Origin of the sequence: Vibrio gallicus, assembly GCF_024346875.1 — a bacterium.
Lineage (GTDB): Bacteria > Pseudomonadota > Gammaproteobacteria > Enterobacterales > Vibrionaceae > Vibrio > Vibrio gallicus.
Window position 1 is genome coordinate 439,492 of the sequence record NZ_AP024871.1, and the last position, 26,297, is coordinate 465,788.

The following is a 26,297-nucleotide window of genomic DNA, read 5'->3' on the forward strand; positions in this document are numbered from 1 at the left end:
GGGTCGTTAGCTCAGCTGGTAGAGCAGTTGACTTTTAATCAATTGGTCGCAGGTTCGAATCCTGCACGACCCACCATTTTCTCCCTTTAAAAGGAGAAAATAGTTCCTAAGATGGGGCTATAGCTCAGCTGGGAGAGCGCCTGCCTTGCACGCAGGAGGTCTGCGGTTCGATCCCGCATAGCTCCACCATCTTAGAATGTTCATACCACTGAACAATAAAATGTGGGCGATTAGCTCAGTTGGGAGAGCACCTCCCTTACAAGGAGGGGGTCACTGGTTCGAGCCCGGTATCGCCCACCATTCTCTAACTATTTTTGGAAACGTATTCCAAACCAGAACAAGAAATTGATGCTGGTTGGGATTTTTGTCGCCTAAGCGAAGTAACTGAAAGTAATTAGAAAATGTTTTTTATTGCCTTTTGGCTAGAAATACATGCTCTTTAACAATTTGGAAAGCTGACGATAAATAATGTCCAGTTTTATACGGAGAAAGCATTATTTATCAAATTTAAAAGTTCTCAAATCCTAAGTACTTCTTTTTAAGTAAAGAGGGATTTAGGTACCAACACACATTCAAGTGTTCTTGGGAATGCATTCTTGCCAGAGTGCATTCAAATTTGAGTCCGGCAAAATCGAATGTTATCTCGCTCATAATAAAGAGATAACGCACCTTGGAAACGTCATACTGCGTTGTAGCAAACGCATTGCGTTAAGCAAGACCCTTTGGGGTTGTATGGTTAAGTGACTAAGCGTACACGGTGGATGCCTTGGCAGTCAGAGGCGATGAAAGACGTAATAACTTGCGATAAGCCCAGATTAGGTAGTAATAACCATTTGAGTCTGGGATTTCTGAATGGGGAAACCCACGTGCATAAGCACGTATCATTAACTGAATACATAGGTTAATGAGGCAAACTCGGGGAACTGAAACATCTAAGTACCCGAAGGAAGAGAAATCAACCGAGATTCCGAAAGTAGCGGCGAGCGAAATTGGATTAGCCCTTAAGCTTTTAATGCGTCAGGTGAAGAGTCTGGAAAGTCTCGCAATATAGGGTGATAGCCCCGTAACCGACAACGCATTTTAAGTGAAAACGAGTAAGGCGGGACACGTGATATCCTGTTTGAACATGGGGGGACCATCCTCCAAGGCTAAATACTACTGACTGACCGATAGTGAACCAGTACCGTGAGGGAAAGGCGAAAAGAACCCCTGTGAGGGGAGTGAAATAGAACCTGAAACCGTGTACGTACAAGCAGTAGGAGCGCCTCGAAGCGTGACTGCGTACCTTTTGTATAATGGGTCAGCGACTTAATTTTAGTAGCAAGGTTAACCGTATAGGGGAGCCGTAGGGAAACCGAGTCTTAACTGGGCGTCGAGTTGCTAGAATTAGACCCGAAACCAGGTGATCTAGCCATGGGCAGGTTGAAGGTTGAGTAACATCAACTGGAGGACCGAACCGACTAATGTTGAAAAATTAGCGGATGACTTGTGGCTAGGGGTGAAAGGCCAATCAAACCTGGAGATAGCTGGTTCTCCCCGAAAGCTATTTAGGTAGCGCCTCGGACGAATACCAATGGGGGTAGAGCACTGTTAAGGCTAGGGGGTCATCCCGACTTACCAACCCTTTGCAAACTCCGAATACCATTGAGTACTATCCGGGAGACACACGGCGGGTGCTAACGTCCGTCGTGGAGAGGGAAACAACCCAGACCGCCAGCTAAGGTCCCAAAGTATAGCTAAGTGGGAAACGATGTGGGAAGGCTCAGACAGCCAGGATGTTGGCTTAGAAGCAGCCATCATTTAAAGAAAGCGTAATAGCTCACTGGTCGAGTCGGCCTGCGCGGAAGATGTAACGGGGCTAAGCTATACACCGAAGCTGCGGCTGCATACTTTTGTATGCGGGGTAGGGGAGCGTTCTGTAAGCGGTTGAAGGTGGTCTGTAAGGGCTGCTGGACGTATCAGAAGTGCGAATGCTGACATGAGTAACGATAAAGGGGGTGAAAAACCCCCTCGCCGGAAGACCAAGGGTTCCTGTCCAACGTTAATCGGGGCAGGGTAAGTCGACCCCTAAGGCGAGGCCGAAAGGCGTAGTCGATGGGAAACGGGTTAATATTCCCGTACTTCTTATAATTGCGATGGGGGGACGGAGAAGGCTAGGTGGGCCTGGCGATGGTTGTCCAGGTTCAAGTATGTAGGCGGAAGGTTTAGGTAAATCCGGACTTTCTTAACGCTGAGATACGATGTCGAGCTGCTACGTGCAGTGAAGTCATTGATGCCATGCTTCCAGGAAAAGCCTCTAAGCTTCAGATTATAAGAAATCGTACCCCAAACCGACACAGGTGGTCGGGTAGAGAATACCAAGGCGCTTGAGAGAACTCGGGTGAAGGAACTAGGCAAAATGGTACCGTAACTTCGGGAGAAGGTACGCTCTTGGCGGTGAAGTCCCTTGCGGATGGAGCTACTAGGAGTCGCAGATACCAGGTGGCTGCAACTGTTTATTAAAAACACAGCACTGTGCAAAATCGTAAGATGACGTATACGGTGTGACGCCTGCCCGGTGCCGGAAGGTTAATTGATGGGGTTAGACTTCGGTCGAAGCTCTTGATCGAAGCCCCGGTAAACGGCGGCCGTAACTATAACGGTCCTAAGGTAGCGAAATTCCTTGTCGGGTAAGTTCCGACCTGCACGAATGGCGTAATGATGGCCACGCTGTCTCCACCCGAGACTCAGTGAAATTGAAATCGCTGTGAAGATGCAGTGTACCCGCGGCTAGACGGAAAGACCCCGTGAACCTTTACTACAGCTTGGCACTGAACATTGACCCTACATGTGTAGGATAGGTGGGAGGCTTTGAAGACGGTACGCTAGTATCGTTGGAGCCGTCCTTGAAATACCACCCTTGTAGTGTTGATGTTCTAACTTAGTCCCCTTATCGGGGATGAGGACAGTGCCTGGTGGGTAGTTTGACTGGGGCGGTCTCCTCCCAAAGAGTAACGGAGGAGCACGAAGGTGGGCTAAACACGGTTGGACATCGTGTGGTTAGTGCAATGGCATAAGCCCGCTTGACTGCGAGAATGACAATTCGAGCAGGTGCGAAAGCAGGTCATAGTGATCCGGTGGTTCTGAATGGAAGGGCCATCGCTCAACGGATAAAAGGTACTCCGGGGATAACAGGCTGATACCGCCCAAGAGTTCATATCGACGGCGGTGTTTGGCACCTCGATGTCGGCTCATCACATCCTGGGGCTGAAGTCGGTCCCAAGGGTATGGCTGTTCGCCATTTAAAGTGGTACGCGAGCTGGGTTTAGAACGTCGTGAGACAGTTCGGTCCCTATCTGCCGTGGGCGTTGGAAGATTGAAGGGGGCTGCTCCTAGTACGAGAGGACCGGAGTGGACGAACCTCTGGTGTTCGGGTTGTCATGCCAATGGCATTGCCCGGTAGCTAAGTTCGGAATCGATAACCGCTGAAAGCATCTAAGCGGGAAGCGAGCCCTGAGATGAGTCTTCCCTGGCACTTTAAGTGTCCTGAAGGGTTGTTCGAGACTAGAACGTTGATAGGCAGGGTGTGTAAGTGCTGCGAGGCATTGAGCTAACCTGTACTAATTGCCCGTGAGGCTTAACCATACAACACCCAAGGGGTTTTGTGGACTCGAAGTAAGAACTTTGAATGTGTGACAATAACTTTTAAATATAGCTTTCCGAATTATTAATTTTTGCTTTTAGCTTTTTTTGAAAAAGCTGAAGACAAATAAGAAATTTGCTTGGCGACCATAGCGCTGTGGACCCACCTGATTCCATGCCGAACTCAGAAGTGAAACACAGTAGCGCCGATGGTAGTGTGGGGTTTCCCCATGTGAGAGTAGGACATCGCCAGGCTTTAATTGCGTTTTTAGATTGAATAATCTGGAAACAAAACTAAATAAAGCGACCAACGCTAAGACTTTATTTAGTAAAAGATACCACTGCGGAGTGGTAGTTCAGTTGGTTAGAATACCGGCCTGTCACGCCGGGGGTCGCGGGTTCGAGTCCCGTCCACTCCGCCACTTATTAAAAAACCGATACGAAAGTATCGGTTTTTTTTCGTCTTCATAAAAGTGAACACCGGCATATAAATACGAATGGCAGTTCAGTTGGTTGCTACACCTTGGAAAGAAAGCCGACCTGTCACGCCGGGGGTCGCGGGTTCGAGTCCCGGAAACGAAGCCACTTATTAAAAAAACCGATACGAAAGTATCGGTTTTTTTTCGTCTCCATAAAAGTGAGCTTCGGCATATTAATACGTTTGGCATATTAATAGGAACGGCAGTTCAGTTGGTTGCTACACCTTGGAAAGAAAGCCGACCTGTCACGCCGGGGGTCGCGGGTTCGAGTCCCGGAAACGAAGCCACTTATTAAAAAAACCGATACGAAAGTATCGGTTTTTTTTCGTCTCCATAAAAGTGAGCTTCGGCATATTAATACGTTTGGCATATTAATAGGAACGGCAGTTCAGTTGGTTGCTACACCTTGGAAAGAAAGCCGACCTGTCACGCCGGGGGTCGCGGGTTCGAGTCCCGGAAACGAAGCCACTTATTAAAAAAACCGATACGAAAGTATCGGTTTTTTTTCGTCTCCATAAAAGTGAGCTTCGGCATATTAATACGTTTGGCATATTAATAGGAACGGCAGTTCAGTTGGTTGCTACACCTTGGAAAGAAAGCCGACCTGTCACGCCGGGGGTCGCGGGTTCGAGTCCCGGAAACGAAGCCACTTATTAAAAAAACCGATATGAAAGTATCGGTTTTTTTTCGTCTTCATAAAAGTGAGCTTCGGCATATTAATACGTTTGGCATATTAATAGGAACGGCAGTTCAGTTGGTTGCTACACCTTGGAAAGAAAGCCGACCTGTCACGCCGGGGGTCGCGGGTTCGAGTCCCGGAAACGAAGCCACTTATTTAAAAAGCCGATACACAAGTATCGGACTTTTTAAGTTCTATTCTGCACCAAAATCCCTACACTTCCAACGATTCCCCAACTGCCAATAAGCAGCCTTTAAGCTTATCAGGGAGTGATTGTATAAAGGTATGAGGGTTAGCTTTGATCAAAGGAAAGGTATCGTAATGCATTGGGATAGTTAGCTTTGCTTTAAGCATATCTGCTGCCAGTAAGGCATCTTCAATATCCATGGTGTAGTTACCACCAATGGGTAATAGTGCTATATCGAGATTTTCTTTACGGATTAAGGTCATTTCAACGCTTAAACCAGTATCACCCGCGTGATATAGCTTAACGCCATCCACTTCAATAATATAGCCACCGGGATTACCACCATACACTGCGCCATTGGGCAGGTCTAAGCGTGATCCGTGTAGGGCTGGAGTCATTTTAACCTTGCCAAAATCGAACTGAAAACGCCCGCCAATGTGCATGCCATGAGTCTTTACTTCAAGCTTGTTGAGTTCGCCGCAAATCTCGGCGTTAGCTATGACAGTCGCATTACATCGTTTAGCTATATTTATCGTATCGCCTAGGTGATCGGCGTGTCCATGAGTGACGAAAATATGGCTGATGTCATTAAAAGAATACTCATCATATTCTGTATTGGGGTTACCACTAAGAAAAGGGTCGATAAGTGCTTTGACTCTGTTACCTTCGATAAGGTAGGCCGCATGGCCCAAGCTTGTTATCTTCATCAGCTTATTACTCTTACTCAATATCTATAGCAGTAAGTTTAATCAATATGCCAATAAAGTGGTGCCCTTCAATATATGAATACATAAAAAAGGGCACTAGAGCTTTAGGTTAGACTTGTTTACTTGAAGGGCTATTACGCTTGATCTTTGAATGGATAAATAGAGCGAGAAGAATGATCATACCGCCAATTATTAAGCGCGGAATATCTTCATCACGATTCCAAATGGTTACATTTACAATAAGTCCTGCTGGAATCAAAGCATTATTCATGATTGCGAGATACCCAGGATCAACCTTACTGGCACCGCGGTTCCAAAGAAAATAGCCAACACCAGAAGCACCGACACCTAACCATAAAAGTATACCCAGTTGTAAAGGTTGTGTCGGCATCTCAGCCTTACCCCATAGTAACCATGCAATGCTAACAATGATTAAAGCACCGATATAAAACCAACCAAAAATCTCTTTTTGGTGCATCTGTGGGCGTGATTCTTTGAAATATTTATATCCAACTTGGCCAAAGGCAAAACAAAGGTTTGAGCACTGTACAACTAAGAAACCAACTAAGTAATTTTCAGTTATGCTGTCATATCGAATAACGACAGCTCCGGCGACGGCAATTAATGCAGTCAATAGATACCAAGGGTTAAACTGCTTGTTAAGCGCATCATAGATAAGCGTTACATAAATAGGAGTAAAGACGGTAAATATTAAAACTTCAGGGACGGATAATAGTAAAAACGATTGGTAGTAGAAGATATACATCAGCCCAAGTTGTATGCCGCCAATGGCCATTAGTTGAATAGCCTCTTTGCTAGATACTGCTTTAATGCGTAGTAGGGGTACAAAAACCAATGCTGCTAGAGCAATACGGAGCCAGACCGACACATATGCATCCACTTGCCCTGCAAGATAAACACCAATTAAACTAAAAGAAAGTGACCACATGATGGTTGTTGCAATTAAGTATCCCACGCTTACCTCGAATAATAGTAATGTAAATTTTCTTCTTTACGTGGACCTGCGATAGTCCAAAAGAACTCTAGTCCGCGCTCACTTTCAAGCACTTTTCCACTGTAGATATCATCCCCACATAGGTGTGCTTGTTCGCTCTCCCACGCTTTAGAGTCACTGTCATAGACAAGCTCAAATAACTCAACTTTTTGTTCTCTTCCAAAGCGTGAGTGATAAAGTTTTATGCGAGTATTTGAGACCCTACTCCAGATGAACTCATTACTCGTTTCTACTTTATAGCCATTCTGAGAAAGAATGAATTCACCCGACTCAGTAAAGTATATGGTGTCATTATTTAATTGCGTTTCAACGCGACCTTTACCGCTTCCAGCCCAACCCATGATTGAGTTTTTACCCGGTTGTGACAGATATTGATATTGAGTTATGGTATGTAGTGTACGCCACAGATCAAACATAAATTAATACCTATTAAATGAAAAAATCCGACACTCAATAATGAGTATCGGATTTTTATTGTTGATTAACGAATCACGCCAGCCCTTGAATAACCACGAATTTCTCAAGAAGTTCAGCTTCTGTTTCAACTCGCTGTGGATCTGTGATAATACATTTGGTTATCGGGCATACCGATTTACAAGTTGGTACATCATAATGCCCTTTACACTCAGTACATAAATCTGGGTCAATTTCATATATAGAGTCACCCATGCTAATTGCATTGTTAGGGCATTCAGGTTCACACATATCACAGTTAATACAACTGCTTTGGATCAGTAGCGCCATGGGTTACTTACCTGTTGGGTTACGCGTATCTTGACCTGCATTTAGGTTGCGCATCAGTAATCCAAACTCTAGATCTACATCTTTAGGTACAGGAATAAATACAAAGTGGCCATTGCCTTTTGCATCATCAATACTCTCAGACTTACGGTTTTCCATTACTTCTAGGTTAAATACAATATTGCCGTTTGGGGTCATCAGCTCAAGGCTATCACCGACAATAAATTTGTTTTTAACTTCAACTTCAACTAAGTCGCCACGGCGTTTACCGGTAAATTCCCCAACAAACTGCTGCGAATCAGACACGGAGTAACCGTAGTCATAGTTTTGATAAGTATCGTGAGTATGACGGCGTAGGAAACCTTCGGTGTAACCACGGTGAGCAAGGCTCTCAAGAGTGCCAAGTAGGTTCTCATCAAATGGTTTACCTGCAACCGCATCATCGATAGCTTTACGATAAACTTGGGCTGTACGTGCACAATAGTAGAAAGATTTGGTACGGCCTTCAATTTTAAGTGAATGCACACCCATCTTAGTCAGACGCTCAACATGTTGAACTGCACGCAGGTCTTTTGAATTCATAATATAGGTGCCGTGTTCGTCCTCAAATGCCGCCATTTTTTCTTCTGGGCGGTGAGATTCAGATAGAAGCACAACCTCATCGGTCGGTTTGCCTAGACCAAGGGTATTGTCTGGGCGCTCTTCAGGTTGTTGAATCTCAACGATTTGGCCTGCATCATCTTCAGTTGCTTTTTCTGCTTTGTATTCCCAACGACATGCGTTGGTACATGTCCCTTGGTTTGGATCACGCTTATTAATGTAGCCTGATAGTAAACAACGGCCAGAGTAAGCCATGCATAGTGCGCCGTGAACAAAGATCTCTAGCTCAGTATCAGGGCAGTGCTCACGCACCTCTGCAATTTCTTCAAGAGATAGTTCACGAGACAGAATTACGCGCTCTACACCCTGTGAAGACCAGAATTTTACTGTAGCCCAGTTTACCGCATTCGCTTGTACTGAAAGGTGAATAGGCATCTCAGGGAAGGCTTCGCGTACCATCATGATTAGGCCTGGGTCAGACATGATTAAGGCATCAGGGCCCATCTCTACCACAGGTTTAAGGTCACGAATAAAGGTTTTTAATTTTGAGTTGTGCGGCTGGATGTTACAAACAACGTACAGCTTCTTTCCTTGAGCGTGCGCTTCGTCGATCCCGATCTGTAGGTTTTCGTGGTTGAACTCATTGTTTCTTACACGAAGGCTGTAACGTGGTTGTCCTGCATAAACGGCATCTGCGCCATATGCAAAGGCATAACGCATATTCTTAAGGCTGCCGGCAGGCGATAGTAATTCTGGTTTGAACATCTTGTACACTCTTTCTGATATCAAGTCAGGATCGCATCACTAAATGATGGGATATAAAGGAGGGCGAATTTTACGGCATTGATGTAAAAATCGCCACAAAAAAATAGTACAAGCCTAATTCTAGTTGATGTTACGACTGTTCGAGGCCACCAAGTGCTTGATGTAAGTCTGCAACCAATGATATTAACTCACTACTCATTAGTGAAAAGTCTGCATCAAAGCGAGCACTTTTATCTTCACGAGGAATATCATCATTTTGATCTTTGATGTCGTCGCCAAACTTAAGGCGCTTCAAGCTGGCATCGTCAGCCAATACAAACTCAATACGGTTCTCCCAATTAAGGGCAAGTTTAGTGACTAGTTTGTTGGCCAAAATATGATTTTTAATCTCTTCACTTTGCAGGTCTTGTTGCTTGCAACGAATAATACCGCCGTCTTCAACTGCTGACTTCAATTCTGCTTCTTGTAAAACCTCAAAGCTTGTTGGTGCGTTATCTGCGTCGACCCAAGCGGTAAGGGTTGCTTCTACTGGAGTATTCGGTAGTGCAGGAACCACAGGAAGACTGCCGAGTGTTTTACGCAGTAAAGAAAGTGCATCTTCTGCTTTTTTACTGCTTGCGGAATCAACTAAGATGACCCCATCAGCGATAGAAATAAGTAAGAATGTGCGCTGACTGCGTGAGAATGCTCTTGGGAGTAAATCCATCAGCACATCATCTTTGATGGTGTCTCGCTCAGTCTTTTTAAGGCGACGATTTTCTTGCTGCTCTAAAAGGTCAACTTTATTGGCAACGGCCTCATTAACCACCGATGCTGGAAGCAACTTTTCTTCTTTTTTTGCACATAGCAAAATTTTACCTTCGGCTTGGTGGCTTAAGAGTTGATCTTGTCCAGGCATTGCATAAGCCCAACCAAACTTTTGTTTGTCTTGGCTACCACAAGGGCTGAATTGAAATTCACTCAGTTGCTGTTCTAGTTTTTCCAGGTTGATATCAATTTCACGATTGAATCGGTAAACAAGGCAGTTTTTGAACCACATAATAAAGACTCTAATTTTTGGACGGCAAAGATGCGATCATAATCTATAGCGGTGCCTTTCGCCTAATATAAAAAGCGCGCTGTATAGTGAATTTATTATTAATTTTTGTTTTCAATGGACACAAAACTGTCATAATTTACCTTGATAATAGTAGTATCTTAAGATGAACTGAGGTAATAAAAGAAATGTCTAGAAGAATCCTAGTAGTCGAGGATGAAGCACCGATCCGTGAAATGCTTTGCTTTGTTTTAGAGCAGAAAGGTTATGAGACGGTCGAAGCCGAAGATTATGACACTGCTATTAGCCAGTTAAAGGAACCATTTCCTGATCTTATTCTTCTGGATTGGATGTTACCTGGTGGTACTGGTATTAACTTTATTAAACACCTCAAGCGCGAAGAGATGATGCGTAGCATCCCAGTAGTAATGCTCACCGCCCGAGGTGAAGAAGAAGATAAAGTTAAAGGGCTAGAGGTTGGCGCTGACGATTATATTACTAAGCCATTCTCTCCTAAAGAGCTAGTCGCTCGTTTAAAGGCTGTTATTCGTCGAGCTTCACCAACATCAACCGAAGATGTTATTGATGTTCAAAAGTTACGCCTAGACCCTGTTTCACATCGCGTTACCGCAATTGATCAACCGCTAGATATGGGTCCAACTGAGTTTAAGATGTTACACTTCTTTATGACACACCAAGAGCGAGTATACAGCCGTGAGCAGCTTCTAAATAATATTTGGGGCACTAATGTGTATGTTGAAGATCGCACTGTGGATGTACATATTCGTAGATTAAGAAAAGTGTTAGAAGCGACGGATCATCATAAGCTTATCCAAACCGTTCGCGGAGCTGGTTACCGCTTTTCTGTAAAAGCATAGTCCTTCAACGCTTGAACTTTGGAGAATACCAATAGATGGTAGAAAAGTTGACGTGGAAGAAGCTAGCTCTTGAGCTGGCTTTTTTTTACACACCGTGGCTAATCTTAGGCTGGTTATTTGGTCATATGTCTTGGATGCTGTTGATTGCAACTGTTCTGCAGTTGGGATGGCATTTATATAATCAAATGCGCTTCTCTCGTTGGCTATGGAATGACAAACGCTTGTCTCCACCTTCTAGCTCTGGAAACTGGGCACCGCTCTTTGACGGTATGTATCGATTGCAACTGCGTCAGCGCCGTAAGCGCAAAGAGCTTACCAGTTTAGTTCGTCGTTTCCGCAATGGTGCGGAGTCTCTACCTGATGCTGTGGTTGTATTCCGAGATGAAGGTAATATTGTTTGGTGTAATCGTTTAGCTCAGCAACTATTAGGTTTTCGCTGGCCTGAGGACTCAGACCTTCCTATCACCAATCTGTTACGTTCACCAGACTTTAGTAAGTACCTCAGTAAAAATGACTTTTCTGAACCCTTGGAAATGCGCTCGCCATTAAATATGGAGCGTATTCTTGAGTTGCGGATTGTGCCTTACACGGATGGTGAACAAATGCTAGTTGTGCGAAATGTTTCGCAGCTAAAACAGCTAGAAGGAATGAGAAGAAACTTCTTTGCCAATGTATCGCATGAACTCCGAACCCCAATGACTGTTCTACAAGGCTACTTAGAGATGACAGCCGACCCTGATATGTTGGTTGGTCCAATGTGGCCTAAAGCTCATGGCGTTATGACTGAGCAGCTAAATAGAATGAATAGTTTAGTGAATCAATTACTTACTTTATCTAAAATTGAGGCCGCGCCAATGGGCGCTGGTGATGACGTTATTGACGTCCCTAAGATGTTACACATATTAGAGAAAGAGGCGATAGCGTTAAGTGGAACGAAGCAGCATCAGATTTCTTTAGATATTGATGAGTCTTTAATGGTATTAGGTGAACAAGATCAGCTGCGTAGTGCTATTTCAAACTTAGTCTATAACGCGGTGAAATACACGCCACCAGCAAGCCATATCACCCTGTGCTGGCAGGAAGTAGCATCTGGGGCTGAGTTTAGAGTAATTGATACTGGTGAAGGGATCGAGTCACAGCACCTACATCGCCTTACTGAACGTTTTTATCGCGTTGATAAGGATCGCTCACGTGAAACTGGAGGCAGCGGTCTAGGGCTTGCGATAGTAAAACATACCTTGAGTCACTATGATACTCAGCTCGAAGTGCAAAGTGAGTTGGGACAAGGAAGCCAGTTTTCTTTTGTACTACCTCAACATTTTGTAGTGAGAGGCGAAGTCGCTTGATGAAATACTGGTTATCTATCACTCTGTTGCTGTTTTCGGGTATGACAACAGCAGGAGATGAGTTACCCAGCTATCAGAAGATATATGGGGTGAGCGGTAACTTATCATCGATAGGATCAGATTCTCTTGCTGGAATCATGTCCTCATGGGCTGAGGATTTCTCTGTAGTCTATCCTAGTGTCAATATGCAGGTTCATGCCGCAGGTAGTTCGAGTGCCATTCCAGCCCTTACTCAGGGCACAGCTCAATTTGGGCCTATGAGTCGCTTGATGAAGCCAAGTGAAATTGCTGCGTTTGAGAAACAATACGGTTATGAGCCTACAGCTTTAGTTGTTGCATTAGATGCAGTAGGTGTTTACGTGCATCAGGATAACCCAATAAAGGGACTGAATTTTAGGCAGTTAGATTCTATTTTCTCTGCGACTAACTTTTGTGGTTCAGAACATAGAGTAACCTCGTGGAGTGAGTTAGGGGTTACTCAAAATTGGGGAAGATTAAAGATCCAGACCTTTGGGCGTAATTCAGTCTCTGGTACACATGAAGTATTTAAGAGTAAGGTGCTTTGTGGTGGTGATTTTCGTAACTCAGTAAATGAGATGTTAGGTGCAAGTTCGGTTGTTCAATCTGTAGCGTCGTCTCCATCTGCAATTGGATATTCTGGAGTGGCTTCATCGGTAGTGGGTTCTAGATTAGTAGCGTTAGATGATTTTGGAGATAGCTACACATTACCAACTCGCAAAAACATTATTAGCGGTAAATACCCTTTAGGCCGTAAGCTGTATGTTTATGTGAATAAACCGCCAAATCGTATGTTGTCGCGTAGACAAAGAGAGTTTATAAAGTTTATTTATTCACATGAAGGACAAGACGCTGTAGTTCGCAGTGGGTACATTTCAATATCAAAAGAGCTAGCACAACGAGAGTTAGCGAAATTGGGCTTAAAGTTGTAGCGATAGCTATTAGCTCAATCAAGGTAATATCAATTATTAAAAATCGGCAGCATCAAGCTCGTCTAATTAGCAGCAAATATTTATAAGGCCTTCACTTGTTACAAGAGAGCAATAGAGTACGTTTACTCAAAGATAAACTAATAACCGCCGTGGTCAAAGCTAGCGGCCTAGGGTTATTAGTTGGTTTATTGGGTATATTTATGTACTTTATTTTAGAGACTATTCCTGTTTTCAGTTCCCCTTCACACCATTCGATACAGCTTGAACTGCCAATTGATAGCGCCATGATTATGGATGCGACTATTGATAGCACAGGACATAATATTGTCCTTATTACGAAGTCTGGAAAAATCACTTACTACAGTATAAATAAAGGACAGGCGGAGTTAGTAAATCAAGCGCAGCTTAAACACGAACCGTTGTTTGTTAGTCAGTCAGGAATGCAGTCTTGGGTTGCGACAATGGATAGCTCTGGCGCCATTGAAGTGGTGATGCCTGAGTTTATTGTTTCACACTCGGAAACAGGCAGAAACTATACCCCGAACCTTAGGGTGGATAATACCTTACCTCAATTGAGCTTTGGTGATGATCATTTTGCCACCAATAATTTTGTCTTTGCTAAGCAGGGGGATAACTCTGTTTTTGTGAGGGCTGATTCTAAGCAGGTAGAAATACTAAGCTATTGGAGTGATGCTAAAGGAGCTGTGCATCGCCAACAGCATACTCTACGCAACCATTTTAATAACATTAACCAGATTCAAATCTCCAAAGATGGGCGTTTTCTGGCTGTACTCGATGATAATGCTTTCCATTTATTCAACCGAGAAAAAGTAGGTGCCCCCTTTGTGCCAAGGATTGCTCACGCTTCTTTAGCCGTCGATGATTTATCCAAGACATTTAAGCTACTAAATGGCGAGCGCAGTGTAATTACCTCGGATACCACTAATAAGGTTGAATTGTGGTTTATGGTGGTGAACAGAGGGCGACAATTTATTCGTGGACAAAACTATCAACTAGCATCACCACTGACTCATATACTGGCGCAACATACAGTAAAAGGGTTTTGGACTATTGAAGCTGATGGAGAATATACCCTATTTAATGCAACCAATAGTAAACCGATTATGCGGTTTAAATCTGCGCTGTTATCCCCAGCTATCAGTGTGCTATCGGAGAATGATGAGTTCATACTCAATATTGCTGGTAAACAGGCGTCGATAACTCGAGTTGAAGCCCCACATCAGCAAATATCATTAAAAGCTTTGACTCAAAAAATTAAATATGAAGGTTACCCTAGTGCTGATTATGTTTGGCAACCCGCAGCCGCAACAGAGGATATTGAGCCAAAGTTTAGTCTGACACCTTTGGTGTTTGGTACCTTGAAGGCGGCAACCTATGCCATGCTATTTTCAGTACCTATAGCGGTATTTGGTGCGATATATACCGCTTTCTTTATGTCTTCTCCAGTGCGAAATGTAGTTAAGCCTACTATTGAATTGATGGAGGCTTTGCCAACGCTTGTTATTGGCTTTGTCGCAGCCACATGGTTTGCTCCATTTTTAGAAAAGAATCTACTCGGCTTTATTTTAAGTGTTATCACAATGCCCGTTGTGACGCTGCTTTTAGGCAGAATATGGCTATGGGTTCCGGTTGGGTATAGTCGACGAGTTCCGCGTGGTCTGCACCTGTTATCACTTCTTCCTGTGTTATTAATTGTGATTGTGGGGACGTTTTTTATTGCTCCTTATCTTGAGAGTCTTTGGTTTAGCGATGGTTTAATCCTGTATCTTGCTGATCATGGCTGGGATTATCAGCAGCGCAACTCCTTGATCGTAGGGCTTGCAATGGGGTTTGCTGTGATCCCGACAATTTTCACCATTGCAGAGGATGCTATATCGTCGGTACCTAAGCACTTATCAGACGGTTCATTAGCGTTAGGTGCAACGGAGTGGCAGACCTTAACCCGAGTGGTATTGCTTACTGCCAGTCCCGGTATTATATCAGCCGTTATGCTCGGAATGGGCAGAGCCGTAGGTGAAACTATGATCGTTTTGACTGTAACCGGGAATACACCGCTTACTGAGTGGAATATATTCGATGGCTTGCGTTCATTGACTGCAACAATTGCCACTGAACTTCCAGAATCAAAAGTAGGGAGCTCTCATTACCACCTATTATTTTTGTCAGCTCTGATTTTGTTTCTTTTTACTTTTGTTGTTAACAGCGTTGCAGAAAGTGTTCGTCAACGCTTGCGCGATAAATATCGTTCGCTGTAGGGGCTGCTTGTGATTGATTGGATTAAATCTGGAAAACCCTGGATATGGCTGTCCTCCCTTGCAGTTACCGTGAGCATGCTATTGGTTTTAGGCATCCTGCTTTTTATTGGCTGGAACGGTATAAACTATTTTTGGCCACAACCGGTATATGAGTGGCAAAACGCGAATGGGCAACGTGTAATAGGAGAGATTTATCAGCGACAACAAATACCTTTGCGACAGCTGTCCAAGCAACAGCAAGCTGAGATCCCAAAAGACCTTGTGCTGGATATACAAAGCCAAGCCGTGCCTAGCCTTGAGCGCCTTGTTATTCGGATTGGAAATAGAGATTTTTATGGTAATGATTTTATTTCCACTTTCGCATATAAGTGGTCAAAGGAGCAGCTAGAGCAAGATATTATTGTTCTTAATCGAACTAAGTCTGGCCCGTTTATTGGACGAGTACAATCTCTGGTGACAGAGCAAGGGCAATTTACTGATGACCTTGCCAAAAGAGTACATGAAGCCCTTGATGAGACGGATAGAATTCGCGATAAAATCGCCTATTTAGTCGAAAACCAAGTAGAGCCACTGTCATGGCAATTGCAACGTAATCGTGAACAGATTGCTGAACTGTTAAAGCATGAAAGTAGCCTAGAGCAAATCGCTAAATTAAATCAGCATAGAGCGCAATTAAATAAATATAGAAACGAAGTTGAAGCAAAGGTTGATAAGTTACAGCAACAGATGAGTAAATCTTCTGTTTGGGTTCAAGACATGTATGGTCAATCTCATCAGATTAAATTTACGCGAATACTGGATGCGTGGTATCCCAATGCAATGAGCCATATAGATAAGCTACAGCACTGGTGTAAATCAGTATGGGCGTTTTTGGTACAAGACCCAAGAGAGTCTAACTCTGAAGGGGGAGTATACCCTGCTATTTTTGGCACGGTGTTATTGGTGCTGCTGATGTCTATTGCTGTTATGCCTCTTGGTGTTCTTGCAGGGGTATATCTACACGAATACGCCAAAAATAATTGGTTGACCCGCGTGATCAGAATTTCGGTCAACAACCTTGCTGGTGTACCTTCTATTGTATACGGCGTATTTGGATTGGGCTTCTTTGTGTATGGCATGGGCGGGACGATAGATGAGCTATTTTACTCTGATGCGCTACCAGCCCCGACTTTTGGCACGCCTGGTTTGTTGTGGGCATCATTAACGCTCGCAATGTTGACCTTGCCTGTGGTTGTGGTGACGATTGAAGATGGATTATCAAGAATCCCCAGATCTGTTAGGCACGGCTCGTTTGCTCTAGGAGCAACCAAATCAGAAACATTACTGCGCATTGTATTGCCAATGGCGATGCCAGCAATACTAACCGCTATGATATTGGCAGTTGCTAGGGCGGCGGGAGAGGTTGCGCCATTGATGCTAGTTGGGGTAGTGAAACTGGCTCCAAGTTTACCTGTTGATGGGCAATTCCCGTATGTCCACCTTGACCGTAAATTCATGCATTTAGGGTTTCACATCTATGACGCTGGCTTTCAAACCTCAAATCTAGAAGCTGCTAAGTCTTTGGTGTATGCAACCTCGATGCTGTTAGTCACTGTGATCATTGGCTTAAACCTGATCGCCATAAGAATTCGTAACTCGTTAAGAGATAGCTTTCGTAACCTAGGATTTGATGAACATGTTTTCTGATCTATCGTCTTTTAATTTGTTGAAGCCACTAGATATTGAAAATCTTCCTGCGGACAAAACTGCAATTGAGATTGATAACCTTAATCTCTTTTACGCGCAGAAACAGGCTCTTTTTGATATCTCGATGAAGATCCCTAAGGGGAAGGTTACTGCTTTTATTGGCCCTTCTGGATGTGGTAAATCGACTATTATGCGCTCGATAAATCGGATGAATGATCTGGTTGAGGGGTGTGATATTTTAGGTAATATTCGACTGTACGGAGAAGATATTTATGCTCCGAATGTCGATGTGTCTGCGTTACGTCGTAAAGTGGGTATGGTGTTCCAAAAGCCAATCCCATTTCCAAAATCAGTATATGAGAATGTTATATATGGATTGCGCTTACAGGGTATTAAGAACAGTCGAGTACTCGATGACTGCTGTGAGCAGGCACTTCGCGGGGCTGGACTATGGCAAGAAGTGAAAAATAGGCTGCATGAAAGTGCATTTCGTCTTTCCGCTGGTCAACAGCAGCGTTTAATTATTGCGAGAGCAATAGCTATTGAACCGGAGGTTTTGCTTCTTGATGAACCCACCTCGACCTTAGACCCAATATCTACGCTGACCATAGAAGAGCTGATTAATGAGCTAAAGGCACGTTATACGGTGGTCATCGTTACTCATAACATGCAGCAAGCGGCAAGGGTAAGTGATTATACTGCTTTCGTTCATATGGGAAGGATTGTTGAATATCGAGATACCGATTCGATGTTTACATCACCCAAAATGAAACAAACAGAAGATTACATTACCGGCAGAATTGGATAGGAAATAGAGAACAACATGCACTCAGGTCGTCATATATCAGGACAATACAATGTTGAGTTGGAAGCTATTCGAAGCCATGTACTTGCTATGGGTGGGTTGGTAGAGCAGCAACTGGGCTATGCATTACGCGCGCTGGTCAAGCAAGACTTTGAGTTAGCCAAAAAGGTCATTGCCGAAGACCATAATGTGAATGCGATGGAGGTAGCAATCGATGAAGCCTGCACGCGCATTATTGCAAGGCGCCAGCCAACAGCGGGAGACCTGCGATTGGTGATGTCGATCATCAAAACCATTGCAGATTTAGAGCGAATTGGTGATGTTGCCTCTCGTTTGGCTCGAACTTCTTTAGACCATAAGAGTGCTGACCCTAGGTATCAGACGTCATTAGAACCCTTATGCCGCTTGGCAATTAGTATGCTTCATCAAGTACTTGATGCATTTGCTAGAATGGACCTAGAGTCTGCAGCGTTAGTTTATGAAATGGATGAGCGTGTTGATCAAGAGTACTCTTCGGTTATCAAGCAATTGACGCAATTGATGATCGACGAAACGGATTCTATTCCTACCATTCTAGAGGTGATGTGGTCTGCGCGAGCTATCGAAAGAGTCGGCGATAGGTGCCAAAATATCTGTGAATACATCATCTATGCAGTAAAAGGAAAAGATGTACGCCACTCTAATGATGAAGAAATTTCCAAATATCGGGCTAGCTAAGCGAATCTAGTACTGCTTTTACATTGGCAACGGCTTGATGTTGTGTAACAGGGATCTGGCTGTCATCGACTTCATCGGCACCCATTTTTGCATTACTTGAATTAAAGGTCATTAAGCTGTTACGAAACCCTTTTCCTGAAAGATGAACCTCAGTTATCCCTGACTGTTGGATGATGCCTTTTACGTTGCTTTGATTAACTCCAGCTCCTGCCATTAGAGAGATCCGCCCTTTTGCTAATTCATTGAGCTGCTTTAATACCTCACTACCGGCCTCAGCTGTTGGGGCTAAGCCTGATGTTAATATGCGTTCACAGCCTAAATTGATAATTTCTTCAAGTGCTGTTGTCGGCTCTTTACATAGATCAAATGCACGGTGAAACGTCACCCCCATACCAAGGGCAGCTTTAATGAGGTTGCGGCAATTTTTCGTATCGATCTCTCCTGATGCGGTTAATGCACCGATAACAATGCCACTTAGCCCTGCCTCTTGAGCTGCGTTGATATCAGCTAACATCAAATCAAACTCTTGCGGGCTAAACAGAAAATCCCCTTGCCGCGGTCGAATCATGGCATAAATGGGTACTGTGCTTTGTTTGGCAGCTTGTTGCATGAACCCAAATGATGGCGTAAGTCCCCCTAAAGCTAAGGAGCTGCACAGTTCTATTCGCGTTGCACCAGCTGCGATTGCCGTGGATAGAGATTCGATATTATCGATACAAACTTCTAGCTCAAAGGGCATAGGTAAAGCCTCTGTTTTATAAGCAAAAAAAAGCAGGCTGGATTGCTCCAACCTGCTGATATTAACATGAACTTAAGCTTATTTGCTTAGGTCTGCAGCGTGCTCAGATAGGAAGTCTGCAACACCTTTTGGAGATGCGTCCATACCTGCTTTACCTTCTTCCCATTGTGCTGGGCAAACTTCACCATTTTTCTGGTGGAAGTTAAGTGCATCAACCATACGTAGCATTTCGTCGATGTTACGGCCTAGAGGAAGGTCGTTGATTACTTGGTGACGTACTAGGCCATCTTCGTCGATTAGGAAAGAGCCACGGAAAGCAACGCCAGCTTCTGGATGCTCAACGTCGTATGCTTTACAGATTTCATGCTTAACGTCAGCAACTAGAGGGTATTTAACTTGACCGATACCGCCATCATCGATAGCAGTGTTACGCCATGCGTTGTGAGAGAACTGAGAATCGATAGAAACACCGATTACTTCAACGCCTTTGTCTTGGAAATCTTGAAGACGGTTATCAAAAGCGATCAGCTCAGATGGGCACACAAATGTGAAGTCTAGTGGGTAGAAGAAAACAACAGCTTTTTTGCCTTTAGTGAATTCAGCAAAGTTGAAGTTATCAACGATTTCACCGTTACCTAGTACTGCTGCTGCTGTAAAGTCTGGTGCTTGACGACCTACTAATACCATGATCTTGCTCCTAATAAATTATTGTTATGCCTATAGGTTAGGCTTAATCCGTGTTTTAACGAGACAGACTATAATACAAAACGTATTATAGAAAAAAGCGAAATAAATAGATTGATACAATCGAAAAAAACGATGTTTAGATTTTGTTATCTAACGCACATTTTGAGGCGATGAGTTAGTGGAGATTCGATAGTTTTATGAACAAATGGCCTAGTTTGAAGCAGATACATTATTTAATCACCCTCTATGAAACTCGACATTTTGGAGAAGCGGCACAGCTTTGCTTTGTTAGCCAATCAACTTTAAGTAAAGGTATTCAGAATCTAGAGGAGCAGTTTGGTTGCCCACTTTATGAAAAAAAAGAGAAGAAAAGCAGCTTAGTGTTTACTCATGTTGGCGAAATGGTGGTTAAACAAGGCAGGGAACTGCTAACCAAAAGCCAAGATTTAATGGAACTAGGGCATTTAGCATGTGGTGGCTTGATGCAAGGGCAATTACGTTTAGGTGCTATTCCAACTATCGCTCCATTTTTATTGAGCAGCTTAGTGCGAGAGGTGAATCAATCGTTTCCAGACCTTAATCTATTACTTAGAGAAGACACCACAGCCAATCTATTAACCGCTTTGCAAGATGGACAATTAGATGTTTTGGTATTAGCGCTACCTGTAGATATAGGAGGGCTTGCCAGTCGCTTCGTAGGCCAAGACCAATTTCGAATGGTGATCAGTAAGGAACAAGCGAAACAAATTAAGATCCCTTTGCATTATGAAGACCTTCCTGACCAATCAGTATTTCTTTTGGAAAAAGAACACTGTTTAACAGAGCATGCTGTATCAGCTTGTAAATTGACTGAAAAAAGAAAGATAAATCCTTTCACTGCCACCAGCTTACACACCTTAGTGCAAATGGTGGAAAATGGATTAGGCACCACTTTTATTCCTCAGATGGCGATTGATCATGGCTTGTTGGTAAATCATGATCTGGAGATTGTTGATCCTCCCGGTCGGCGAGCTTATCGGGATATTGGCCTAGTTTGGCGTCCGAGTAGTTCGAGAACCGAAACCTTTAAAATACTAGGAGATGTGGTCGAAAAGTTATTGAGTAGCAATGGCTAATAATATTCTTAGGCAATAGGTTGATCCCGACAACTAACTGAACTTTACTTTTATTGAGTGCAGAAAGTTAGCCAAAGTGAGGCTAGTCATGCAAAAACAGCAGTTTGATCAATGGATTCATGCTGATATAGAGAGACATTCAGTGGTACCTAAAGTATTTGTTATTGGGTGTGCGGATCTCTCGACATATCAGATCGCAGTTGAATTTAAACACCGGCTTGAGCCCATAAGGGAGAATGGATCTCCTATTAGTTATGCTTCTCTTGAGTTAGTTAAAGAGGAATTAACACGCTTGGGGCTGTGCAGCGTTTATTTACGCCTACACAATGCTTACGATGAATGCGGTGTTTCTGATGGTAAGCTTTATCACGATATTGAGCTGTCATTAAATAGCTATTAACTAGATTCACTCTATAGCATGTAGAGCGTTGTGTAGGATCTGTTTCGTGAAACTGCTACGTAAATAGAACCCCCTAGGTAATGTTTTGATGCTTGTGCCGCTTGCACCAAATGCATCTGTGAGTGCTCTGCTATTGGCAGCTTTAGGGCGTATCTGTAAAACCTCCCCATATCGCGCGTTGATCTCATGGATACGACCTAGAGCTATCATCTCCATTAACTCTTCCCAGTCATTGCGTATGAGTTGCTCTTGTTGGGTAGTGGGAGACCATAAAACAGGCATTCCCACATGTCTATCTTGAACAGGGATCTCACGCTCTCCCTCGACAGGTATCCATAACACTCGACTTAGCTTTTGTCTTATATGACTCTCTTCCCATCGCAGCCCAGTGATACCAGTGAGTGGTGCCACACTAACAAAGGTGCTTTCTAATGGGGTTCCGGTATGACTCAAAGGGATTGTTTTTAATTCAATACCAAGATGAATGAAATCCTGTTCTGGACGACTGCCTGCTTGCGCACCTAAATGTCGCTCGATCAATTGTCCAACCCAGCCTTTATCTCGGCGAAGATCATCTGGAGGCGTAATATCGAGTTGTTGGGCAAGCTCACCTAAGGTGAAGCCAGCTAGGTTTAAGGCTCGCTCACAAAGCTCTTTCTCGGTAGTGGGGGTTGGTAGGCTCACGGCAGTTCTCATATTAACGATCTCTGTTGATGATATGATCGAAATAGGGACATATCTAGTTATGAATAATGTCTATTTTCTGACTTATCCACAGAGAAGGTATGTACCCAGTGAATTAAATAAAGCTATGTATGAATAAACAGGGGTTTAGGGGGCGGTTTGTGCTTGTTTTGCGGTGCCAATTATGCCTTTTAGAGCGTTGCATGTGGATAAAGAAAGGGTTGGTGGATCTTTAACCGATCTAGATGGATCGTTTTTTAATCATATCTTTGCTATGTATTTGTAGTGAATATTTGTATTTAACATACTGTTTTTAAATGGATAAATAATATGTTGTTTGTTTTCTCTACATTTAGTGCCTGTTATTATGTGTACACTAAATTAGGACTGGAAAAGTTTTCGCACAAAGTTATTCACAGATATAGTGAATAAAAATGAAGAGGGCTGCGCTTTGTTGTTGATAAGTGTAAATAAACCGAGTTTTAGTACATATATGTCCCAATTGATACGAAATTAGTAACTTTTGAGAAGTATAGGTTTGCTACCTTAGGGGATCTGTGGAAAAATCGAGGTATATAAAATTTTATTGTAGAGGCTAGCCAGTGATCGATGGCGATGGTTACCGCTTAAATGTGGGAATCGTAATATGTAATAACCACGGTCAAGTTTTCTGGGCTAAGCGATACGGACAACATTCTTGGCAATTTCCACAAGGTGGCATTGATGATGGGGAAACCCCTGAGCAAGCCATGTATCGTGAGTTGTATGAAGAGGTTGGGCTAACAAAGCAAGATGTAAGAATAGTTACTACCAGTCGTCATTGGTTGCGCTATCGCCTACCTAAGCGACTGGTTCGTTGGGATTCTAAGCCTGTCTGTATTGGTCAAAAGCAAAAATGGTTCTTACTGCAATTAGTGGGCGATGAGTCCCATATTGATATGCAAAAGGGGCATTCTCCTGAATTTGATGGTTGGCGCTGGGTAAGTTATTGGTATCCAGTAAGACAAGTTGTCTCTTTTAAGCGCGATGTATATCGTCGAGCGATGAAAGAGTTTGCATCTTTTGCCATGCCGTTTAATGACAGAAAACAAAACCGTAAACGCAAACACCGTAGAGGATAGCGTTAATGCTAAATCAACTAAGGGAGATAGTTGAGCATGTATCGCGGGCAGATGATATTCATCAAGCCCTAGAACTGCTGGTGGAAAAAACATGTAGTGCAATGGATAGCGAATGTTGCACTATCTACCTTTCTAATCATCAAAAACAGCGCCTTGAGTTAATGGCAACCAAGGGGCTGATTTTTAGTGGAGAAAGCCTTCATATAGGTTTTAATCAAGGCTTAGTTGGTCTTGTTTACCGTACGGCTGAACCCTTAAACCTTGCCAAAGCTTCCTCTCATCCTAGCTATAAGTTCTTTCCACAACTGGGAGAGCATATTTATCAAGCCTATCTAGCGACGCCCATCGTATACCGAAAGCGTGTTCTTGGCGTAATGGTTATACAGCAGCAAGCATCTAGGCAGTTTAATGAGCAAGAGGAATCCTTCCTAGTTACTCTGGCAGCTCAGTTGGCGGTATTGATTGCCAATGAGCAACAGCAAGGTAAGTGGCTATTACAACATAAACGTCGGCCGCTACTTAGCGGTATCGGTGCCAGTAAAGGGATTGCTATTGGTCCAATATGGCGTGAAAGTGACGAGTATGTTCTAACCGATGTACTTCCTGCATCTGCGGTCGATCCTAAAAGTGATAAAGAATGGTTACTGCTGGCAATTGAAAATGCGCTTAAAGAGTTCCGTCGGTTGCGAAAGCAGTTAGACAGTGATCTCAATAAAGATGCATTGGCTATTTTTGACCTGTTTACTCACTTGTTAAATGACCCTAAATTGCGCTCGGAATTGCTAGGACAAATAGATAAAGGTGATGCTGCTGAGTGGGCGCTTCGCCAAGTAATTGAGCGCTATTCGAATCATTTTGCTCGCATGAGTGACCTTTATTTACAACAACGCTCACAAGATGTTCGAGAACTTGGGCAAAGGCTACTCTATTTCTTGCATCATTCTCAATCGAAGCAGGTTCAGTTGGCCGAGCCAGTTATTCTAGTTGTAAATGAAATGACCACAACGTTATTTGCTTCCATACCTAGAGATAAAATCCTCGGGATTGTGTCTATGCAAGGCGGGGTTAATTCCCATGCGGCGATATTGTCTCGGGCGCTAGGGATCCCAGCTGTATTAGGTGTGCCGGTATCATCTGATATTGCCAATGGGCGTATTATTATTGTTGATGGCTACAACGGTGAGGTTATGCCTCAACCGACAGCTGGGCAACGTAAATATTATCGCAAGCTTCTCAATGAAGAGCTTGAGATGCGCTCTAAGGTAGAATCAACAGCCTTAAAGCCAGCGATCACTAAAGATGGCTTGCATATTAAGGTGCTGATGAATGCGGGATTAGATATCGATGAAACCAGTGCCTTGAGTCAGGCTGTCGATGGGATTGGTCTATATCGAACTGAGGTATCCTTTTTACTTAAGCAATCATTTCCATCAGAAGATGAGCAATTTTATCACTATCGACAGGTACTAGTTCGAGCAAGGGGGAAGCCTGTTGTTATGCGTACCTTAGATGTCGGTGGCGATAAATCATTACCTTATTTTCCTATGGAAGAGGAAAACCCTTTTCTTGGCTGGAGGGGAATTCGCTTTACCTTAGATCATCCTGATATCTTTTTGATTCAACTGCGTGCCATGCTCAGAGCAAGTGTAGGGCTAAGTTGTAAGTTGAAAATTTTATTACCTATGATCTCAAGTGTGAAAGAATTAGATGCTTCATTAAGGCTTTTTGAGCAGGCTTTTGATGAAATATCATTGAGCTTTCCGCAGGTGCGTCGGCCTGAAATCGGGATTATGATTGAGGTGCCATCACTTATATATTTACTGCCATTCGTTGCAGAGAAAATTAACTTTGTCTCTGTTGGCACCAATGATTTAACCCAATACTTGCTCGCAGTTGATCGCAATAATGCTCGGGTTTCTGAGCTGTATGAGGTGATGCACCCTGCGGTTATTATGGCGCTACATGACATACAACATCGCTGTCAGGAATCGCAATTGGAAGTGTCGGTATGTGGTGAGTTAGCTGGTGACCCATTGGGTGCTTTATTGTTGTTAGGCTTGGGTTTTGAGCAGTTAAGTATGAACTCATCGAATGTGGCCCGAATTAAACACCTCATCCGCCAGACTGAAATTAAAAAGTTGCGTGAGCTGTCAGCTCAAGCTTTACAACAATCCTATGCTGAAGATGTACATAACTTGGCACAAGACTACTTAAAACAACAAAAACTCATCGGCTATGTTAAGCCGGGTAAACAATAATGTTTGAATTGCTTATCGTTTTAGTTGTTCTAGGTGGCATTGTTGGCGTATTAGCAGGCTTGCTCGGTATTGGTGGTGGCTTAATCATAGTGCCATCATTGCTATATTTGTTGCCTTTTTTTGATATACCTACTGAAATTGCAATGCATATGGCGTTGGCTACCTCTTTAGCTTGCGTTGTTTTTACCTCTTCGTCTTCTGCCTTTAACCACATTCGAGCGACAAATTTTGATACTTGTGTAATTAAAAGCTTATTGCCTGGCGTCATTATTGGTGGCTTTGCCGGAAGCTTTGTTGCGGAATGGGTTCCTACTGAATATCTACCTAAAATCTTTGGCACAATAGTTCTAAGTCTCGCTTTACAGATGTTTTTCTCAGTCAAAAGTGGTCGGAACCGAACTATGCCTTCTCGGTTTATAACTTTGGGCGCGGGAGGTATCATAGGTACAATCTCAAGCTTAGCTGGGATTGGTGGTGGATCTTTGATGGTGCCATTTCTGAGCAGGCATAGCGTTGAAATGCGAAAAGCGATAGGTTCTTCGTCGATATGTGGTGCGGTATTGGCTCTATCAGGAATGCTAGGATTTATCCTTCATGGAACTAATAGTGATACACTACCGCCTTATAGTGTGGGCTTTGTCTATTTGCCTGCTTTTTTTGCTATTGCATCGTGTTCAGTACTTACAACTCGCTGGGGAGTAAAGTTAGCTTCGACGCTACCAGCCCCAGTGTTAAAAAAGTTTTTTGCTTGCTTGTTGCTACTTATTGCAGCAAGAACGCTTATTAGTTGATGTTATATTTATCG

21 protein-coding genes, 4 tRNA genes and 2 rRNA genes are annotated in these 26,297 nt (G+C 43.4%); 18 read left to right on the plus strand and 9 right to left on the minus strand.

Annotated features, from left to right (window positions below; translation table 11 throughout):
- The 6 genes from OCU28_RS02085 (at position 1) to OCU28_RS02110 (ending at position 4,043) form a co-directional block, all read left to right on the plus strand.
- A tRNA-Lys gene (locus OCU28_RS02085) sits at positions 1 to 76 on the plus strand.
- A 37-nt stretch (positions 77 to 113) separates the two neighbouring features.
- Positions 114 to 189, plus strand: a tRNA-Ala gene (locus OCU28_RS02090).
- A 35-nt stretch (positions 190 to 224) separates the two neighbouring features.
- Positions 225 to 300 (plus strand) — tRNA-Val (locus tag OCU28_RS02095).
- Between the two features lie 434 nt (positions 301 to 734).
- A 23S ribosomal RNA gene (locus tag OCU28_RS02100) occupies positions 735 to 3,624 on the plus strand.
- A 136-nt stretch (positions 3,625 to 3,760) separates the two neighbouring features.
- A 5S ribosomal RNA gene (gene rrf / locus OCU28_RS02105) occupies positions 3,761 to 3,876 on the plus strand.
- A 90-nt stretch (positions 3,877 to 3,966) separates the two neighbouring features.
- Positions 3,967 to 4,043: transfer RNA gene (locus tag OCU28_RS02110), tRNA-Asp, on the plus strand.
- 949 nt (positions 4,044 to 4,992) lie between these two features.
- On the opposite strand, the gene OCU28_RS02115 is transcribed toward OCU28_RS02110, so the two are convergent.
- The 6 genes from OCU28_RS02115 to rdgC form a co-directional block, all read right to left on the minus strand.
- Positions 4,993 to 5,673 carry a metal-dependent hydrolase gene (locus OCU28_RS02115; protein ID WP_261816717.1) on the minus strand — a complete coding sequence of 227 codons (681 nt, stop codon included), beginning with the start codon at positions 5,671 to 5,673 and terminating at the stop codon, positions 4,993 to 4,995.
- 109 nt (positions 5,674 to 5,782) lie between these two features.
- Positions 5,783 to 6,622, minus strand: a complete 840-nt coding sequence (locus OCU28_RS02120) for a carboxylate/amino acid/amine transporter (RefSeq protein WP_261817414.1) — start codon at positions 6,620 to 6,622, stop codon at positions 5,783 to 5,785.
- Between the two features lie 29 nt (positions 6,623 to 6,651).
- Positions 6,652 to 7,104: a DUF6314 family protein gene (locus OCU28_RS02125; RefSeq protein ID WP_261816718.1), complete on the minus strand. Its 453-nt coding sequence runs from the start codon at positions 7,102 to 7,104 to the stop codon at positions 6,652 to 6,654.
- A gap of 73 nt (positions 7,105 to 7,177) precedes the next feature.
- The gene (locus tag OCU28_RS02130) at positions 7,178 to 7,432 is read right to left on the minus strand and encodes a YfhL family 4Fe-4S dicluster ferredoxin (protein ID WP_261816719.1); all 255 of its coding nucleotides are present in this window, start codon (positions 7,430 to 7,432) and stop codon (positions 7,178 to 7,180) included.
- A gap of 3 nt (positions 7,433 to 7,435) precedes the next feature.
- A complete protein-coding gene (gene trhP, locus OCU28_RS02135) occupies positions 7,436 to 8,794 on the minus strand; it encodes a prephenate-dependent tRNA uridine(34) hydroxylase TrhP (protein ID WP_261816720.1) in 1,359 nt (452 codons plus the stop codon).
- A gap of 130 nt (positions 8,795 to 8,924) precedes the next feature.
- Positions 8,925 to 9,833, minus strand: a complete 909-nt coding sequence (gene rdgC, locus OCU28_RS02140; protein ID WP_261816721.1) for a recombination-associated protein RdgC — start codon at positions 9,831 to 9,833, stop codon at positions 8,925 to 8,927.
- Between the two features lie 185 nt (positions 9,834 to 10,018).
- Here rdgC and phoB point away from each other — a divergent pair, with 185 nt between their 5' ends.
- The 7 genes from phoB (at position 10,019) to phoU (ending at position 18,488) form a co-directional block, all read left to right on the plus strand.
- The gene (gene phoB / locus OCU28_RS02145; RefSeq protein ID WP_261816722.1) at positions 10,019 to 10,708 is read left to right on the plus strand and encodes a phosphate regulon transcriptional regulator PhoB; all 690 of its coding nucleotides are present in this window, start codon (positions 10,019 to 10,021) and stop codon (positions 10,706 to 10,708) included.
- A gap of 35 nt (positions 10,709 to 10,743) precedes the next feature.
- Positions 10,744 to 12,054: a phosphate regulon sensor histidine kinase PhoR gene (gene phoR / locus OCU28_RS02150; protein WP_261816723.1), complete on the plus strand. Its 1,311-nt coding sequence runs from the start codon at positions 10,744 to 10,746 to the stop codon at positions 12,052 to 12,054.
- A complete protein-coding gene (locus OCU28_RS02155; RefSeq protein WP_261816724.1) occupies positions 12,054 to 13,004 on the plus strand; it encodes a PstS family phosphate ABC transporter substrate-binding protein in 951 nt (316 codons plus the stop codon). Before phoR ends, OCU28_RS02155 begins: the two co-directional genes overlap by 1 nt.
- 95 nt (positions 13,005 to 13,099) lie before the next feature.
- A complete protein-coding gene (locus tag OCU28_RS02160; RefSeq protein ID WP_390623789.1) occupies positions 13,100 to 15,280 on the plus strand; it encodes an ABC transporter permease subunit in 2,181 nt (726 codons plus the stop codon).
- Positions 15,281 to 15,289: 9 nt separating this feature from the next.
- The gene (gene pstA, locus OCU28_RS02165) at positions 15,290 to 16,966 is read left to right on the plus strand and encodes a phosphate ABC transporter permease PstA (protein ID WP_261816726.1); all 1,677 of its coding nucleotides are present in this window, start codon (positions 15,290 to 15,292) and stop codon (positions 16,964 to 16,966) included.
- Entirely contained in the window at positions 16,956 to 17,774 is an 819-nt protein-coding gene (gene pstB, locus OCU28_RS02170; RefSeq protein WP_261816727.1) for a phosphate ABC transporter ATP-binding protein PstB, read from the plus strand. Before pstA ends, pstB begins: the two co-directional genes overlap by 11 nt.
- Positions 17,775 to 17,789: 15 nt before the next feature.
- Positions 17,790 to 18,488: a phosphate signaling complex protein PhoU gene (phoU, locus tag OCU28_RS02175; RefSeq protein ID WP_261816728.1), complete on the plus strand. Its 699-nt coding sequence runs from the start codon at positions 17,790 to 17,792 to the stop codon at positions 18,486 to 18,488.
- On the opposite strand, the gene OCU28_RS02180 is transcribed toward phoU, so the two are convergent.
- The gene (locus OCU28_RS02180; RefSeq protein ID WP_261816729.1) at positions 18,481 to 19,227 is read right to left on the minus strand and encodes a copper homeostasis protein CutC; all 747 of its coding nucleotides are present in this window, start codon (positions 19,225 to 19,227) and stop codon (positions 18,481 to 18,483) included. The genes phoU and OCU28_RS02180 overlap by 8 nt on opposite strands.
- Before the next feature lie 78 nt (positions 19,228 to 19,305).
- On the minus strand, positions 19,306 to 19,914 hold the full coding sequence (locus OCU28_RS02185) for a peroxiredoxin C (RefSeq protein WP_261816730.1): 609 nt from the start codon (positions 19,912 to 19,914) through the stop codon (positions 19,306 to 19,308).
- 197 nt (positions 19,915 to 20,111) lie between these two features.
- On the opposite strand from OCU28_RS02185, the gene OCU28_RS02190 reads away from it, so the two are divergent.
- Together OCU28_RS02190 and OCU28_RS02195 are read left to right on the plus strand one after the other, a co-directional pair.
- Entirely contained in the window at positions 20,112 to 21,029 is a 918-nt protein-coding gene (locus OCU28_RS02190; protein ID WP_261816731.1) for a hydrogen peroxide-inducible genes activator, read from the plus strand.
- An 88-nt stretch (positions 21,030 to 21,117) separates the two neighbouring features.
- Complete coding sequence (locus OCU28_RS02195) at positions 21,118 to 21,429, plus strand: DUF6482 family protein (RefSeq protein ID WP_261816732.1); 312 nt, start codon at positions 21,118 to 21,120, stop codon at positions 21,427 to 21,429.
- A 6-nt stretch (positions 21,430 to 21,435) separates the two neighbouring features.
- Here OCU28_RS02195 and mutH read toward each other — a convergent pair whose 3' ends face one another.
- On the minus strand, positions 21,436 to 22,125 hold the full coding sequence (gene mutH, locus OCU28_RS02200) for a DNA mismatch repair endonuclease MutH (protein WP_261816733.1): 690 nt from the start codon (positions 22,123 to 22,125) through the stop codon (positions 21,436 to 21,438).
- A gap of 590 nt (positions 22,126 to 22,715) precedes the next feature.
- On the opposite strand from mutH, the gene rppH reads away from it, so the two are divergent.
- From rppH to OCU28_RS02215, 3 genes are read left to right on the plus strand one after another with little or no spacing between them, the layout of a single operon-like run.
- Positions 22,716 to 23,234 carry an RNA pyrophosphohydrolase gene (gene rppH / locus OCU28_RS02205; protein WP_261816734.1) on the plus strand — a complete coding sequence of 173 codons (519 nt, stop codon included), beginning with the start codon at positions 22,716 to 22,718 and terminating at the stop codon, positions 23,232 to 23,234.
- Positions 23,235 to 23,239: 5 nt separating this feature from the next.
- Positions 23,240 to 25,492, plus strand: coding sequence for a phosphoenolpyruvate--protein phosphotransferase (gene ptsP, locus OCU28_RS02210; RefSeq protein ID WP_261816735.1), 2,253 nt, complete (start codon positions 23,240 to 23,242; stop codon positions 25,490 to 25,492).
- Entirely contained in the window at positions 25,489 to 26,283 is a 795-nt protein-coding gene (locus OCU28_RS02215) for a sulfite exporter TauE/SafE family protein (protein ID WP_261817415.1), read from the plus strand. The genes ptsP and OCU28_RS02215 overlap by 4 nt, the downstream gene beginning before the upstream one ends.
- Positions 26,284 to 26,297 lie beyond the last annotated feature (14 nt).

Bases quoted from the DNA above. Each gene is read 5' to 3' on its own strand.
- OCU28_RS02115 (WP_261816717.1), bottom strand. From the start codon at position 5,673: ATGAAGATAACAAGCTTGGGCCATGCGGCCTACCTTATCGAAGGTAAC.
- OCU28_RS02120 (WP_261817414.1), bottom strand. From the start codon at position 6,622: ATGTGGTCACTTTCTTTTAGTTTAATTGGTGTTTATCTTGCAGGGCAA.
- OCU28_RS02125 (WP_261816718.1), bottom strand. From the start codon at position 7,104: ATGTTTGATCTGTGGCGTACACTACATACCATAACTCAATATCAATAT.
- OCU28_RS02130 (WP_261816719.1), bottom strand. From the start codon at position 7,432: ATGGCGCTACTGATCCAAAGCAGTTGTATTAACTGTGATATGTGTGAA.
- trhP (WP_261816720.1), bottom strand. From the start codon at position 8,794: ATGTTCAAACCAGAATTACTATCGCCTGCCGGCAGCCTTAAGAATATG.
- rdgC (WP_261816721.1), bottom strand. From the start codon at position 9,833: ATGTGGTTCAAAAACTGCCTTGTTTACCGATTCAATCGTGAAATTGAT.
- phoB (WP_261816722.1), top strand. From the start codon at position 10,019: ATGTCTAGAAGAATCCTAGTAGTCGAGGATGAAGCACCGATCCGTGAA.
- phoR (WP_261816723.1), top strand. From the start codon at position 10,744: ATGGTAGAAAAGTTGACGTGGAAGAAGCTAGCTCTTGAGCTGGCTTTT.
- OCU28_RS02155 (WP_261816724.1), top strand. From the start codon at position 12,054: ATGAAATACTGGTTATCTATCACTCTGTTGCTGTTTTCGGGTATGACA.
- pstB (WP_261816727.1), top strand. From the start codon at position 16,956: ATGTTTTCTGATCTATCGTCTTTTAATTTGTTGAAGCCACTAGATATT.
- phoU (WP_261816728.1), top strand. From the start codon at position 17,790: ATGCACTCAGGTCGTCATATATCAGGACAATACAATGTTGAGTTGGAA.
- OCU28_RS02180 (WP_261816729.1), bottom strand. From the start codon at position 19,227: ATGCCCTTTGAGCTAGAAGTTTGTATCGATAATATCGAATCTCTATCC.
- OCU28_RS02185 (WP_261816730.1), bottom strand. From the start codon at position 19,914: ATGGTATTAGTAGGTCGTCAAGCACCAGACTTTACAGCAGCAGCAGTA.
- OCU28_RS02190 (WP_261816731.1), top strand. From the start codon at position 20,112: ATGAACAAATGGCCTAGTTTGAAGCAGATACATTATTTAATCACCCTC.
- OCU28_RS02195 (WP_261816732.1), top strand. From the start codon at position 21,118: ATGCAAAAACAGCAGTTTGATCAATGGATTCATGCTGATATAGAGAGA.
- mutH (WP_261816733.1), bottom strand. From the start codon at position 22,125: ATGAGAACTGCCGTGAGCCTACCAACCCCCACTACCGAGAAAGAGCTT.
- ptsP (WP_261816735.1), top strand. From the start codon at position 23,240: ATGCTAAATCAACTAAGGGAGATAGTTGAGCATGTATCGCGGGCAGAT.